Source organism: Paraliobacillus ryukyuensis (assembly GCF_003315295.1).
GTDB lineage: Bacteria > Bacillota > Bacilli > Bacillales > Amphibacillaceae > Paraliobacillus > Paraliobacillus ryukyuensis.
In genome coordinates this window covers 588,159-603,978 of sequence record NZ_QNRI01000002.1, presented here as the reverse complement: position 1 = coordinate 603,978, position 15,820 = coordinate 588,159, and the positions used below count along the sequence as shown (strand labels likewise).

Genomic DNA, 15,820 nt, shown 5'->3' with positions numbered 1-15,820 from the left:
TTTGTCCGCTAGTTGCTTCAACGCGTCATGTCGGTCTTCTATCATTTCTTTTTCGTCTTCTATGTAACCAGTCTCAATTACCGCGTGAGGATCTGTATCAATTTCTTCTTGAAAATCACGGACATGTTTGGTTATGTTAGCTTCTAATTGACTGAACACTCCTTGGAATGCTGGCAATAAGTTTCGGTGCATTACCTCGAAATACGCTTTGGCATCGTCTGCTGCTTGGCCTTGGAAGGAATCCATCTGTTTGATTTGATCAATCGATGCTTTTACATCACCAATCTGTTCATCCAGCACCGCCACCAGCTGTTTTGTCTCTTGCTCGAAAGCAAGTATCTCCGCCATATCTACTTTGTAATTCGGCATGTGTCACCTCCAAAAATCTGATATGTCAAACACCTGTCTATAAATGGTAGTAATTACTAAATAGTTTACCCCAGTTTAACACCAACTTCAATTACTTAAATAGACAATAATTCCCATTAACTATAATAGTCCTGAATATATTTAACTAATCATACCAACAGTTTCCTCCTTATTTCCTAACATACAAACACGCAGCCTTATCTTGAATTTATATTCTAGAAATTGTATTTAATTTTATATGTAATGCTTATTTTCCTTAATAGCTCTTATTAGGAATTAAAAATGCTGATGATAATCTCATTATCATCAGCATTTTTAATTCCTAATTCCAACTAGATCAATTCATTCTAGATCGCAAATAAGCATCAATAAATGAATCAATTTCACCGTCCATGACAGCTTGGGTATTTCCTGTTTCCTTATTCGTTCGATGATCTTTTACCATGGAATACGGGTGGAACACGTAAGAACGAATTTGGCTACCCCATCCAATTTCTTTTTGTTCTCCTCGGATCTCGTCCAATTGCTCTTGTTGCTTTTGTATTTCTAATTGGTACAATTTAGATTTCAACATTTTCATTGCTTGTTCACGATTTTTTATTTGGGAACGTTCAGATTGACACGTTACTACTGTATTGGTTGGCAAGTGAGTGATACGAACAGCAGAATCCGTCGTATTCACGTGCTGGCCTCCCGCCCCACTTGAACGATACGTATCAATCTTTAAATCCTCCGTGTTTATATCTACATCAATGTCATCATCTAATTCTGGCATAACTTCACAAGAAACAAATGATGTGTGTCGACGACCAGATGAATCAAACGGTGAGATTCGGACTAAGCGGTGCACGCCTTTTTCGGCTTTTAAGTAACCGTAAGCGTTATGCCCTTTAATCATTAAAGTGACACTCTTCACCCCTGCTTCATCTCCAGGTAAGTAATCTAGTGTTTCTACTTTAAAATTCTTTGCTTCGGCCCAACGCGTATACATTCGTAACAACATGCTCGCCCAATCTTGTGACTCTGTTCCACCAGCACCAGGATGCAACTCTAGTATCACATTATTTTTATCATATGGTTCATTAAGTAAAATAAATAACTCGAATTGATTGAGTGCTTCCGTTAAAGATTGCACTTCAGGCTCCAGTTCTGCGCGGAGTTCTGAATCATTTTCTTCTTTGACCAATTCATAAGAAACTTCAAGGTTTTCTAATGTATCTTCGTGTTTATCAAAGGTATGAACTAGATCTTTCAAACCATTGACTTCACTAATCACCTTTTGTGCTGTGTCTTGATCATCCCAAAAAGTAGGGATGGCCATTTCTTCTTCTAATTCGGCGATTCTTCTACGCTTCTCTTCTAAGTCAAAGAGACCCCCTAAAGTCCGCTAATCGATTAGCCATTTTTTCTAATTCTTGTTTAATCTCTACTAATTCCATTTCACATTCACCTCTAGCTCATTTTCTACTGCTTAGAATAGACAAGACACTTCCGAAATTGGAAGTGTCTTTATCATTTTATCTTCCGTGACAATGTTTATATTTCTTTCCACTGCCACAAGGGCAAGGATCATTTCGTCCAACGTTGTCCGCACGTACAATTGGTTGTTTTTTCTTTTGTTTTTTACCATCATCACCTGATACTGCAGTTGCGTTTTTAGCTACTTCTTGACGCTGTAGGTTCTCACGCACTTGTGCTTTCATGATATATCTGGCTACTTCTTCGTTAATTGAATCGACCATAGCTTCAAACATGGAGAACCCTTCCATCTGATATTCACGTAATGGATCATTTTGGCCATACGCACGTAAATGAATTCCTTGACGAAGCTGATCCATCTGATCAATATGATCCATCCATTTCGTATCCACTGTACGAAGTAAGATAACCTTTTCGAATTCACGCATTTGTTCTAGCGTTAATTCTTGTTCTTTTTGATCATATTTTTCACGTACTTTTGCCATAATGAACTCAATCATTTCCTCAGGCTCTTTTTCTTTTAAATCAGATTCTACTAAATAGTTTTCTTCTACTAAATTAGCATGGACATACTCAATAATTGCTCCTGTATCCCATTTTTCAAGATCATCATCTTGTGTATGTGCTTGAACCGTTTGTTCTACCACCGTTTGAATCATTTGCTCGATGATTTCACGAAGATTATCTGATTCAATAACATCAAACCGTTGTTTATAGATAATTTCACGTTGTTGACGTAACACATCATCATAAGAAAGTACAGTTTTACGTGCATCAAAGTTATTCCCTTCCACACGTTTTTGGGCAGATTCTACTGCACGAGATACGATTTTACTTTCAATTGGCTGCGAATCATCCATTTTAAAACGGTCCATCATCGCACGCATATTGTCTGAACCAAAGCGACGCATTAATTCGTCTTCCATCGATAGATAAAATTGGGTGACACCGGGGTCCCCTTGACGACCAGAACGTCCACGAAGTTGGTTATCAATACGACGTGATTCGTGACGCTCTGTACCAATAACAGCTAGACCGCCTAACGCTTTGACACCTTCGCCAAGCTTAATATCTGTACCACGCCCAGCCATGTTCGTTGCAATCGTAACGGCGCCTGGCAGACCAGCGTTTTCAATAATTTCGGCTTCACGATAGTGGTTTTTCGCGTTTAAGACATTATGCTTCACGCCAGCTTTTTTCAACATTTTTGAGATTAACTCTGACGTTTCAACGGCCACCGTACCAACAAGTACTGGTTGACCTGCTTCATGTCGCTGCTTAATATCTTCAACTACTGCTTGAAATTTACCATTCATCGATTTAAAAATTAAATCTGCTTTATCCTCACGAACAATCGGACGATTGGTTGGAATAGCGATAACATCCATGTTATAAATATTACGAAATTCTTCTTCCTCTGTTTTAGCTGTACCAGTCATACCGGCTAACTTATCATACATACGGAAAAAGTTTTGGAACGTGATTGAAGCTAGCGTCATGCTCTCATTCTGGATTTGCAAGCCTTCTTTTGCTTCAATCGCTTGATGGAGCCCATCACTATATCTTCTACCCTTCATCAAACGTCCAGTAAATTGGTCAACAATAACGACTTGTCCTTCTTCAACGACATAATCGGTATCACGGTGCATGGATACATGTGCCTTTAATGCTTGATTGATATGGTGCGTTAATGTCACATGATTTAAATCAAATAGGTTCTCAATATTGAAAAAGCGTTCAGCTTTATTGATCCCTTCTTCAGTCAATTGAACCCCTTTTGTTTTTTCATCATACGTATAATCAGCTTCATTTTTCAGAGTTCGAACAAATGAATTTGCTTGCTGGTAAAGTGTAGCAGATTTTCTTGCTGAACCAGAGATAATTAAAGGTGTACGTGCTTCATCAATTAAAATCGAGTCTACCTCGTCAATAATCGCAAATGGAAGTGGTCGTTGTACCATTTGTTCTTTATACAACACCATATTATCACGCAAGTAATCAAATCCAAATTCATTATTCGTACCATACGTAATGTCTGCATAATAAGCAGCCCGCTTATCTTCTTTGGTTAGATCATTTTTATTTAAGCCCACTGTTAAACCTAAAAATTCATATAATTGTCCCATTTCTTCTGCATCACGACTTGCCAAGTATTCATTGACCGTAATAATGTGGACACCTTTTCCTGATAGTGCATTTAAATATGCAGGCATCGTGGAAGCTAAAGTTTTACCTTCCCCTGTCTTCATTTCGGCAATATTACCATCATGTAAGGCAACCGCACCTAATAATTGCACAGGATATGCACGCAAATTTAGTACACGTTTAGCTGCTTCACGCACGACAGCATAAGCTTCGACTAACAGGTCATCTAAGCTTTCGCCATCTTGAAAACGTTGTTTGAATTCTTCGGTTTTGGCTTTTAATGCCTCGTCAGATAACGTTTCTATATCACTTTCTAATGCTTCTATTTTATCAACGTTTTTTTGAAGATTGTTAATTTGGCGTTGATTCCCATCAAAAACTTTCTTTAATAATCCACGCATCCTATACGCTCCTTATTGATAAACTGCAACTTTCATCAAAGGGGGGTTATTCCAATCTCATGAATGAAAGTTAACTAAATTTAATGCTTTGTATTAGCTTAAAATTTAACATCTTACTACTAATTAATGTATAAACGTACTATAAATTTAATCATAACACTAGCATTTGGTAAAGACAAGAAGAGAAGCTTTCAATTGAACACAAGAAAAACGAAGACTCTATCCATTTTTTATGGGTAAAGTCTTCGTTTTTGAATCTTTAGACCTTTACTTCTTCAATTCTGTCAAAAAGGACGTAATAGCTTCTTGATTCCTTGAGGTAGCTGGAACAACAGCATAGGTATCCTGTAATTCGGGATAATCAGATAAGAAAGATAGTTGTTTTACATCGATACCATACAATTTTTCTGATTGTTCTTTGTATGCATCAATTTGATACAGTTGTAATTGATCACTTGCTACAATCTCGTCCCAAGGTAATAATAATTCTTCATCTATTAACTGTTTTATTAACGGCGCTTCGGTAATTAGTATGTCTACTTGACCGACCGATATACTTGACGCTAATTTTTTCAGCTGCTGATAACCATTCTCTATAACTTTTCCTCCACTGTGCTGAATGTTCTCTACATATACTGTGAGGTCTAGCGTATTAGTATTTTCTAAATCTTTGGTGACTTGTTCAACTGTTGCTAAATCAGCTTCACTAACCATCATAATTTCAAATGTCTTAGCATCTTTCGCTAGTAAACCATCAAACATAAACCAACCGAAAGCTACAAAACTGAGCAAACCTATAATCGGAAGTTTATAATACTCCCATACATAATCTACTCTTTCTTTCCATGTCATCGTATTGAGCAAATGCATTAATTTTTTCATCTTTTTATCTCCTTAACGAACATTAGAGAGATGTTTTTCCAAACGATAATCACAATATATTTTATAGATCAATTGTGAGTTGACGAATACCTTTATCTAGGGAGATGATTATACCATGACCACTTTGTGTGACACGACCAGCTGTAACAGCGTTAATCGTTTGATAACCCATCAACTCGATTTGGTATGGACCATTGGTCACGTCAGTTTTTATGTCCAATTGCTGATTTTGTCGGGAAATAACCATTGAACCTTTGTATACACCTTCAGCATCTACTATTCGCTGTTCAATCGTATTTCCGTCTGCTATGGAATAAACTCGGTAAGTAAGATGGTCAACATATTGATAAACTGGTTGTTGGTCGTTTACCCCTATTGGTAGAATCGTATTTTCTCGAACAAATAATGGCAAACTAAAATAATCATACTTTTGTTTGATCCAAGTACCGCCCTGTATTACGTCACCTGTTAACAGATGGGTCCATGTTCCATTTGGTAAATAAAATGATCCTAGACCTTCTTGGTTAAAAATCGGGGCAACCAAGATAGACGCACCTAGCATATATTGGTGATCTAATGCGTCACATAGTGGATCGTTCGGAAACTCCAGATGCATCGCTCGCATCAAAGGGATACCAGTTTCATTATTTTCCACTGCATGTGCATATAGGTACGGCATTAAGCGATTTTTTAATTTGGTAAACTGTTGGGCAACTTGTACAGCTTCTTCATCAAACATCCATGGCACACGATAGGAAGTACTACCATGAAAACGACTATGACTAGACAGTAGACCAAAAGCAGTCCATCGTTTAAATACATCCGGTGTGGCTGTATTCTCAAATCCACCAATATCATGACTCCAATAACCAAATCCAGACGTAGTTAAGGACAACCCACCACGTAAGCTTTCAGCCATTGCCTCATAAGTGGAATCACAATCGCCTCCCCAATGTACTGGGAACTGTTGACTACCTACGGTTGCTGACCGCGAAAATACAACGGCTTCCTTTTCACCTTTTACTTGATTAATTAAATCAAACACAACTTTATTGTATAAATAAGCATAATAGTTATGCATTTTTTGCGGATTTGAACCATCATAATAAACGACGTCAGTTGGAATACGTTCACCAAAGTCTGTTTTAAAAGAATCAACACCCATGTCCAATAATACTTTTAGCTTCGCTTGAAACCACGTAACTGCATCTGGATTGGTAAAGTCTACAATTCCCATGCCTGCTTGCCAACGATCCCATTGCCACACATTACCATTTGGTTTTTTTACTAAATAATCTTTGGCAGCTGCTTCATCAAACAGAATTGATTTTTGAGCAATGTACGGATTAATCCATACACAAATATGAAGTCCTTTTTCCTTTAACCGTGCTAGCATCCCTTCCGGATCAGGGAAATTCCGACGATCCCAAATAAAGTTACTCCATTCAAACTCCTTCATCCAAAAACAATCAAAATGGAAAACACTTAATGGAATTCCATGCTCCGCCATACCATCAACAAAATGATTAACTGTTTCTTCATTATAATCTGTGGTAAATGAAGTAGATAACCACAAACCAAACGACCAAGCAGGTGGCAAGGCGGGTCTTCCTGTCAATGCTGTGTAACGACGAATCACTTCTTTAGGGGCAGGTCCATGAATAAAATAGTAATCTAAATATTCTCCCTCCACACTATATTGCATGCGAGAAACCAGCTCCGATCCTAGTTCAAAACTTACTTTTTCTGGATGATTTACAAATACCCCATACCCCTTGTTACTTAAATAAAAAGGAATATTTTTATAGGATTGTTCTGAGCTTGTACCGCCATCTTCATTCCAACTATCAACCGATTGACCATTCTTCACAAATGGTGTGAATCGCTCGCCTAGCCCATACAATTGTTCTCCCACACTTAATTTAAGTTGCCCTCGCATAAATGTTTGTTCTCCTGGACCCTCTATCCAAGCTAGACCTTTATTATCTAATTCAGTTAGCAGTTTTCCATCACCATCTGTGAACATAACACCAAAATCGTTTTTATTAACAGTTACGTTTAAGTCCCCACTAGTAAATGAAAGCGTGCTATCCTTGGTGGAACAAGTTATGGGTTGGGCTTGATTGTTGATAGTGAAATGCGGAAACTTCTCTTTTCCCCCTTTAAAATGCCATGTTTGCACACGTATTATGCCTTCCATCGGTGCTGTTACTTTAATGGTCAAAAGTGGACCATCTAACGTATCGCCACGATGAGTAATGTATTTACAAGGCGCATACAACGTTATATTTTCATCTTCTGCTACTACTTCATGTACTATTTTAGGAAAATGAATGTCATACCCTTCCCTAACTAGCCAGTTTCCGTCTGTGAATTTCATCGTTTTCTCTCCCTCTTTACTTAGCTTAGAATGAGTACATCATGACCTTGGATTTCTGATTCCCCAGTATATTGTATCCCTGATAGCTGATCTATTAGTTCTCGTTCACCTAAATCAAATGTTGCGTTTCCAGCATTATGGTTGAGGATGAAAAATATTTTCTTCCCATCTTTTTCTCTAGCAATAATCTCCACACCTGTTTCCGCATTTGCTGCTACCTCAAGTGCAAGCTTTTTACGTAATGTATCCACAAAATCTAGCATGAAGGATTGATCAGGACTAGAAGCAATATAATATGCTTGACCTTTACCAAATTTATTTTTCGTTACCACAGGTATACCTTGATAAAAGTCATCGCCATACGTGGCTAACACTTCAGCAGTTTCCGAATGAATTAGATCAAATAGTAGATTGCAATTATAGTGCCCTTTCAATGAACCAAAAGTTTTATGAAACATGATTTCATTGTAATGAGTAGGCTCAAGGGCATCGATTTCTTCCGACCATATCCCCATCAAATCTCGAAATTCTCCTGGATATCCGCCGAGCGCCACTAAATCATTTTCATTAACAATCCCACTAAAAAATGTCGTGACGAACGTACCGCCATCTTTCACAAATTGCTTGAGTCGTTCAGCATGCCCTTGTTTCACCATGTACAGCACCGGGGCAATAACTAAATCATATTGACTTAAATCCTCATCTACACCGATCATATCAACAGGGATATTTTTTTGATAAAAAGCGTCATAATATTTATGGACTTCTTCTACATAATCAAGTGCCACTGAAGGACCACTGGAGAGTTGAATAGCCCATCGATTTTCCCAATCAAACACAATGGCTACCTTTGCTTGAATACGCGCATCAACGATTTGATCAGATAATGTATTTAACTCTTTACCAAGGTGAGCTGTTTCTTTAAATACACGAGTATGTTCATGCCCGACATGTTCAATAACCGCACCATGGTATTTTTCTGTTGCTCCTCTTGACCTGCGTAATTGAAAAAACATAACGGTATCCGCACCACGAGCCACCGCTTGATAACTCCATAAACGCATAACACCTGGACGTTTCAACGCATTAAATGGTTGCCAGTTTTGTTGGCTAGGTGTTTGTTCCATTAACATAAATGGCTCACCGCTTTTTAAACCACGCATTAAATCATGTGTCATTGCTGTTAAACTTACCGGTGTATTAATCGAAGGATAATTATCCCATGAAATGACATCCATTTCTTTTGCCCATTTAAAATAATCTAATTCTGGGTGAAGTCCCATTAAATTTGTTGTCACAGGTGTAGTTGAAGTGTATTTTTTAATTTGATCTCGTTCTAACTTATATGTTTCTAGTAAACTGTCTGATTGAAAACGCCTATAATCCAGTGACATCCCTTGAAAGTTGGTATTATTTCCATTTTCCCACTCTTCACTCAATCCACTAGGAACGACAATTTCATCCCAATCATAAAACGTATGGCCCCAAAAATTTGTATTCCATGCCTGATTAACTGCTTCGATTGTATGGTAACGATCTTTTAGCCAAACACGAAATTGCTTTTGACAGTTTTCACAATAACAATACCCACCATATTCATTAGAAACATGCCAAACCAAAATCGCTGGATGATTGTGATATCTTTCGGCAAGTTTATCTGCCATACGTGCAGCATATTTTTGATAGGTAAGACTATTAGGACAAGAATTGTGCCTACCGCCAAATGCTCGTTTTCTACCATTAAAGTCGACACGTCGAATATCTGGATATCGTTTTGCCATCCATGCCGGATGTGCTGCTGTACTCGTTGCTAAACAAATATAAATACCGTTTTGATACAAACGATCAATTGTCTGGTCGAGCCACGAAAAATCATACGTATTTTCGCTTGGTTGATTCAATGCCCAAGCAAACACATTGATTGTTGCTATATCAATTCCAGCTAATTTAAACATACGAATATCTTCCGACCAGGTTGCTTCATCCCACTGTTCTGGATTATAGTCACCGCCATACCATATTTTTGGTAGTGCTTTGTTCATCATAAATTCAATTCCTCCTTATTTGTATTTACGGGTTTTCCATAGCGACATACAAAGCCCCTAGTAACCCAGCATTATTATGATGTTTGCAAGGCTCAATTGGCACTTTTATCGCTTGCCACAAATCAATTTGATTTAAGTGTTGATGGATCGCTTCAAATAAGTCATCACGAATACTAATTGCTCCACCAATTAATAGTTTTTCTGGATTTAACGTAGAAATTAAATTAAATATGCCTGCACTGAGATGCTGATACCATTGATCAATTTCCTTTTGTAATTCGGTGTTGTCTTTGGTAGCTTGAAACACTTCTTCTCCTTCTACTATTGTTAATTGATCGATCCTCATTACTTCTTTGTAGCGTTGAATCAGTGCACTAGTTGATGCTATCTGATGCATATTTTGATAACCGTGTTCCAATCCATTGACAATCATCATACCGAATTCACCAGCGCGAAAACTGTGGCCACGGACCAGCTGATTATTAATAAAAATTCCACCTCCGATCCCTGTACCAACTGTCATACAAATAAAGTCATCACATGTGACTGCATTTCCATTTAGCTTTTCAGCTAATGCCGCACAATTCGCATCATTCTCTATCACTACCGGGAAATCAATGTTTTGTTCAATTAATGCTTTAATATTTTGTCCATCTAGTACTTCAATCGCTCCAGCATGATGAGCGAAACCCGTATACGGATCAATAAAACCTGGAAAACTAACCGCTACCATTTCAAAGGTATATGTTGCAGAAAGATCATTAATACATTGCACCATGTCACTAATAAATAGATCAGCATCATGTTTGTTCGTTGGGAAACTTGCTTGCATGGTAATCGTTCCGTTTGACTGCAACACACCATATTTCACATTGGTACCACCAACATCAAAGCATAAATAACTTTTTGACATCCGTTATCACAACTTTCTTCTATGTATCAAGCCTGCATCCACTGGTATTGAAGACAGGCTTAATACAACCATTTAGTTTGTTCCCCAAAGTTCTTTCTTATCCTTAACCATCTTTGTCATTGCTTGATTCGCCGTTTCAATATCCATATCTTTTAACTCGCTGAGCATCTTATCCCAAACCGAGTCAAATGAAGCAGGTTTTGCAAGAATAGCTTCGGTGATACGTTGTTGGATTAGGTCATCCGCTTTTTGTTGAATCACTTGCAAATCACTATCAGATGGAATAGTAAAGTTAGCAACTGAACCATGCTTGGATACACCTAACTCCTCAGTTGGAGGGAACCAATCAATCCAATTCTCCATGTCGTATTCAGCAAGTACTTCTTTTTCCGCACTGTTGAAGTTATCGATAATATCTTGTTCTGAATCTGGTGTAATGGATTGACCATTCGAATCAACCGCAGCGGTTCCCCATTGAGGGAATGGGTAAACGTAAAAGCCTACACCAGTTTCTTTTCCATAATCTGCATCGTTATTCATGCGTTGACGGTCCTCTTCTTTCATGACACGTTTACCGTCAACGATGTCATAATTAACACCTTCAATTCCCCAATTAGTTAAAATCTGTGCTTCTTCTGATGCCATCCAATCTAAAAATTCAAATGCTTTCTCTTGATGTTCACTTGTAGAAGAAATGGCTATTCCCCAACCACCAGCAAATCCATAATCTTTTAATCCCTTAGACTGGTAATCTTCAGTTAAGGTAACCGGAAGCGGTGCATAGGTTCTTTCTTCTTTTCCGTCTTGGACAAGTGCTTTATCTGCATCCGCTATATCCCAATCTTGATCGGCTACACTGAGTACACGACCAGAAGAGACTTTTGAAATATAGGTATCATAGGTATGGGTAAACGATTCAGGGTCTAAAAGTCCTTTATCATTCAATCCATTCAACCATTTAAAGTACTCTTTCAATTCTGGTAATAGAAACTTATACGTCGCTTCTCCAGTTTCATCATTAACAGCCCATTGACCATCATCTTCTAACCCAGCTGCAAAACCTGCTGGGTTACCAACTGTTATTAACCAGCGCCAATCACTGCCTAGTAAAGAAAGCGGAATTGTTTTTTGGCCATCAATTTCAGGATATTTTTCATAGTATTCCGTAATCGCTGCCTCAAAATCTTCTAATGTATTTATTTCTGGATAGCCTAACTCACGTAATACATCTAATTGAATTTGGAATGTTCCACTTGTTTCCCAATAAGCATTATTCACACCGTAGGTACCAACTGTATAAATACTCGGATCGTCTATTGAATTACGAAGTCGATCGAGTTGATCGCCATACATCGCCTTTAAGTTGTCCCCTTTTTCTTCAATCAAGTCGTCTAATTTAATTACACCACCAGCATCAATCAATTTTCCGATATCACCTTTTGCAAAAATTAAATCAGGATAGTCACCACTGGCGATCATTAATGGAATTGCTTCATCGTTACCTCCCACTGGATAATCCAATTCCAATTCAACGCCCGTTTCTTCTGTGATTTTCTGGGCGACAGGATCATTGAATTCTTTTTCTACACCATCGGAACTAAAAAATGTTAATGTTACTGGTTCATCTGATGATCCACTACTAGAATCGTCAGTTGTAGCGGTATCATCTTGACAAGCTGATAGAAGCAACACCCCAACCAGCAATAGTATTCCAAACCAAAAATGCTTTTTCACCATATTTCCCCTCCATTTAATAAGTGTTTTATATTAATTTGCATTAATACCAATACATTAACTTTTCACTGCACCTAATGTTAAACCGGTTACAAAATATTTTTGTAAAAATGGATAAACCAATAAAATTGGTACGGTTGCAATAATAGTAATAGCCATTTTAATTGATTGTGGACTTGTTTGACCCGCTACAATTTCGGCATTTCCTTGCGTAATATCACCAGAGGAAATATTTGCGTTATCTAAGATTTTCATTAATTCAAATTGTAAGGTTGTTAAGTTCTCATTTGCTCTCGCATATAAATACGTATCAAACCACATATTCCACTGACTAACAGCTAAGAACAGTGCAATTGTTGCAATAACTGGTAAACTAAGTGGAATTACAATTTTCCAAAAAATCGTGAAGTCATTCGCTCCATCCATTTTTGCGGATTCCATAAGTGCAATTGGAATGTTATCCATAAACGACCGAATGATGATGACATTAAATGCTGTAATCAACAACGGTAAGATGTACACCATAAAATTATTAATTAACCCAAGTTCTCGAATTAACATGTAATCTGGAATTAGACCGCCACTAATGAACATCGTTAATACAAGAATGAAACCTACTTGTCTGTTAAACACAAAATCGCGTCTTGTTAACGTATAAGCCAACATTGTACTTGCAATAATTCCTGTTATTGTGCCAACAACAGTGCGTAATATGGACATTAAAAATGCTTGTAAAAGTCGATCGTTGCTACCAAAGATTTCAATATAGTTAGCAAAGGTAAAATCTCTTGGCCAAATATGAATTCCACCGCGTGCTGTATCGATCGCATTGTTTAATGAAATTGCTAGAATGTTTAAAAACGGATAAAGTGTTAGTATCACTACGCCAATCATCACCAACAATAAGACAATATCAAATATCGTATATTTTTTTCTGTTCATGATGGTTCTCCCTTCCTTTTACTAAAATACACGGCCTTCACCAACTCGCTTAGCAAATCCATTGGCGATTAAAATTAAAACAATGCTAACGACAGATTTGAATATGCCAATCGCGGTACCAAAAGAATATCGAAACATCCCGATCCCATAATTTAGTGCGTATAAATCAATAACCAAGGCTTTGTCCGCAACAATATTGTTTCCTAAGAGCATCTGTTTTTCGAAGCCAATGTTAATTAGATTACCAATATTTAAGATAAGTAGTACAATAATGACTGGTCGAATACTAGGAAGTGTAATATGCCACATTTGACGCCATCGACTTGCTCCATCTACCTTAGCAGCTTCGTATAATTGTGGATCTACCCCAGCCATTGCAGCAAAATAGATGATGGCATTCCAACCAGTTTCTTTCCATACATCCGATACGGTAACGATACCCCAAAACATGTCAGGATTAGACATAAATCCAATGGGATTATCAATAATGCCCATTCCCATCAATAAGGTGTTGATGGGCCCTTCTTGCGATAGCATGGTAGTTACAATGTTTGCTACAATTACCCAAGAAACAAAATGGGGTAAATACGAGATAGTTTGGGTCATTTTTTTAAACCAGACAAATCGCATTTCATTTAATAAAAGTGCAAAGGTAATCGCAGACAAAGTCCCAAATACAATCCCCAAAATCCCCATACCAAGCGTATTCTCTAAAGCTCGGTAAAACATCGGTTCATGAAATAATTCTTTAAAATGATCCAAGAATACCCATTCTTGATTAAAAAAACCATTCTGTGGTTTATAATTTTGAAAAGCCATTACCCAACCCGCAATTGGAATATATTTAAAAACCAATAACCAGATCACGAATGGTAAAGCCATTAAGATGAGCGCTTTTTGACTTTTCACTCGTTTCCAAAAGCTTTTTTTCTTTAGTTTTCGGTTTGGTTTTTTATCCAAACCGATTGGTGCCCCACCTGCTGGTACAACGGGCTCTCCTTCACCTAAATGGATTTGTTTGCTCATTTTATCGCTCTCCTTATGGTTACGAAATAGCTTCTGTTCTTACTTTAATTATAATAGTAAACGCTTTCATAAAAAATAGCGGAATAGCGACATATAATCCTGTCAAAAGGAGAGATTTAAGACTAACTTGGTGTTGGTTTAGTGAAAAGTTGAAGAAACTATCCAAAAAACCTATTATTTGAGAGCTCGTAAAGCTGTAATCATTTGGTCTAGCTCGTCTTTTCTTACCACAAAATCACCAACACCATCAACATAAATAGCGTAATGCGCATCATTATAAGCGAATAGTTCAATCTTTACTTGTTTTTCCTGATGACCTGCAACTTGCACATCATATTGTATTGTTATTTTAGGTTCCCCTTTTACAGGTTCTTTAATTAATCCAGCAGCTTTTAAACCAGCAACGCGTTGATATGCCTCACGAAATGTTTTATCATTGATCGCATTATCGTTCATAACGAATTTAGAGGTCATCTCTCCCTCATTATTACGCCGGTGGGAAATATCTACTGTAAATGTTTCATCTGTTGTCTTCACCACCAATTGATTTAGCGTGTCGAGAGCAAGCATTTTAATATAGCCATCATGCATTTGTTTGGCAGGATAACTAAACAAATTTAGTAATTCTGTATTTATCGTAAAAACACTCGGTTTATCAGCTAATTTAGCATAGTAATTCCCCTCTGCGGCTGGATTACCAATTTTAATAGTTTCTGTTTTATTCCCTGCTTTAAAAGCGATAGTGAAATCAGTATCAGCTAAACCATATTTTTCTAGATCTGTTGGATTCTTTTCAATTAACGCCGTCATCTGTAACTGGTCGATCCCATATAATATAGCAGACATTTTGGTATACGCCGTTTGATAGTACCCTTGATATGGAGCATGAATAAACCAGCCTGTCACACTCGCCTTAGTTTCTTCTTCAGTAAAAGGAGGTTTCGCAGTCAATTCAATTGTTTCCGTACCATTGTTAATATTAATTTGTTCTATACGATCAGCAGCTAACGATAAAATGGCGTTTTCTAGATAACTTTGTGGATTATACGGAAACGTTTCCATTAATGAACGCTCAACGAGATAAATCGCTTGATTCGTTCGATCCTCTACATAATACTTTGTTTTATCTTTAGTCAGATCACCAATTGTTAATTCAAGTGCCTCTTTGCCAAGAGACTTAAGTTTCAACATGATTTTCGGGAAATCTAAACCTACATCTTTCTTTTCAACGTCTATAGGTTTTCCTTCTAATGCCGTAATTGCTTGTAAAGCTGTTGTAATTACTTCTTGGTCAACAGCGAATTCACTATCTGACGTCATCCATTTTTGTTGCTCTTTCTTCAAGGTAAATGATTGGCTCGTTTGGATCGTCATTTCGTCAATTTCATGATCATTGGTGATTAATTTAACAGTAGCAGCTTTCAATTCATGGGAAGGCGTTGTGTGATTCGTTAAAAAAAAATAGAAAACCAACCATTGTCATACCAATGAGAACTACTAAACT

At 37.4% G+C, this 15,820-nt stretch carries 11 protein-coding genes; all 11 read right to left on the bottom strand.

The genetic code is table 11. The features are described 5' to 3' along the window. On the bottom strand, nucleotides 1-369 hold a 369-nt coding region (locus tag DES48_RS06070), incomplete at its 3' end, for a T7SS effector LXG polymorphic toxin (RefSeq protein WP_147232385.1). Between the two features lie 337 nt (nucleotides 370-706). Next, a protein-coding gene (prfB, locus tag DES48_RS06065; protein ID WP_113867701.1) for a peptide chain release factor 2 occupies nucleotides 707-1,808 on the bottom strand; the annotation gives its coding sequence in 2 pieces (ribosomal slippage) (nucleotides 707-1,735 and nucleotides 1,737-1,808; 1,101 coding nt in all). A 78-nt stretch (nucleotides 1,809-1,886) separates the two neighbouring features. Further along, a complete protein-coding gene (secA, locus tag DES48_RS06060) occupies nucleotides 1,887-4,394 on the bottom strand; it encodes a preprotein translocase subunit SecA (protein ID WP_113867699.1) in 2,508 nt (835 codons plus the stop codon). Between the two features lie 267 nt (nucleotides 4,395-4,661). Then, the gene (locus DES48_RS06055) at nucleotides 4,662-5,276 is read right to left on the bottom strand and encodes a hypothetical protein (protein WP_113867697.1); all 615 of its coding nucleotides are present in this window, start codon (nucleotides 5,274-5,276) and stop codon (nucleotides 4,662-4,664) included. A 61-nt stretch (nucleotides 5,277-5,337) separates the two neighbouring features. After that, nucleotides 5,338-7,656, bottom strand: a complete 2,319-nt coding sequence (yicI, locus tag DES48_RS06050) for an alpha-xylosidase (protein WP_113867695.1) — start codon at nucleotides 7,654-7,656, stop codon at nucleotides 5,338-5,340. Nucleotides 7,657-7,676: 20 nt separating this feature from the next. Continuing rightward, on the bottom strand, nucleotides 7,677-9,701 hold the full coding sequence (locus tag DES48_RS06045) for a beta-galactosidase (RefSeq protein WP_113867693.1): 2,025 nt from the start codon (nucleotides 9,699-9,701) through the stop codon (nucleotides 7,677-7,679). 25 nt (nucleotides 9,702-9,726) lie between these two features. Beyond that, nucleotides 9,727-10,614 (bottom strand): ROK family protein, encoded by an 888-nt coding sequence (locus DES48_RS06040; protein WP_113867691.1) that lies wholly within the window; start codon nucleotides 10,612-10,614, stop codon nucleotides 9,727-9,729. 72 nt (nucleotides 10,615-10,686) lie between these two features. Beyond that, a complete protein-coding gene (locus DES48_RS06035; protein ID WP_113867689.1) occupies nucleotides 10,687-12,351 on the bottom strand; it encodes an ABC transporter substrate-binding protein in 1,665 nt (554 codons plus the stop codon). A 54-nt stretch (nucleotides 12,352-12,405) separates the two neighbouring features. Then, nucleotides 12,406-13,290: a carbohydrate ABC transporter permease gene (locus tag DES48_RS06030; protein ID WP_079710811.1), complete on the bottom strand. Its 885-nt coding sequence runs from the start codon at nucleotides 13,288-13,290 to the stop codon at nucleotides 12,406-12,408. A gap of 21 nt (nucleotides 13,291-13,311) precedes the next feature. Next, the gene (locus DES48_RS06025) at nucleotides 13,312-14,172 is read right to left on the bottom strand and encodes an ABC transporter permease (protein ID WP_245911318.1); all 861 of its coding nucleotides are present in this window, start codon (nucleotides 14,170-14,172) and stop codon (nucleotides 13,312-13,314) included. A 318-nt stretch (nucleotides 14,173-14,490) separates the two neighbouring features. Next, nucleotides 14,491-15,789 carry a DUF4340 domain-containing protein gene (locus tag DES48_RS06020; protein ID WP_113867685.1) on the bottom strand — a complete coding sequence of 433 codons (1,299 nt, stop codon included), beginning with the start codon at nucleotides 15,787-15,789 and terminating at the stop codon, nucleotides 14,491-14,493. Nucleotides 15,790-15,820: the final 31 nt, after the last annotated feature.

What these genes read in the sequence shown, in the direction of transcription:
- secA (WP_113867699.1), bottom strand. Translation starts at nt 4,394, where the DNA reads ATGCGTGGATTATTAAAGAAAGTTTTTGATGGGAATCAACGCCAAATT.
- DES48_RS06055 (WP_113867697.1), bottom strand. Translation starts at nt 5,276, where the DNA reads ATGAAAAAATTAATGCATTTGCTCAATACGATGACATGGAAAGAAAGA.
- yicI (WP_113867695.1), bottom strand. Translation starts at nt 7,656, where the DNA reads ATGAAATTCACAGACGGAAACTGGCTAGTTAGGGAAGGGTATGACATT.
- DES48_RS06045 (WP_113867693.1), bottom strand. Translation starts at nt 9,701, where the DNA reads ATGATGAACAAAGCACTACCAAAAATATGGTATGGCGGTGACTATAAT.
- DES48_RS06040 (WP_113867691.1), bottom strand. Translation starts at nt 10,614, where the DNA reads ATGTCAAAAAGTTATTTATGCTTTGATGTTGGTGGTACCAATGTGAAA.
- DES48_RS06035 (WP_113867689.1), bottom strand. Translation starts at nt 12,351, where the DNA reads ATGGTGAAAAAGCATTTTTGGTTTGGAATACTATTGCTGGTTGGGGTG.
- DES48_RS06030 (WP_079710811.1), bottom strand. Translation starts at nt 13,290, where the DNA reads ATGAACAGAAAAAAATATACGATATTTGATATTGTCTTATTGTTGGTG.
- DES48_RS06025 (WP_245911318.1), bottom strand. Translation starts at nt 14,172, where the DNA reads ATGGCTTTACCATTCGTGATCTGGTTATTGGTTTTTAAATATATTCCA.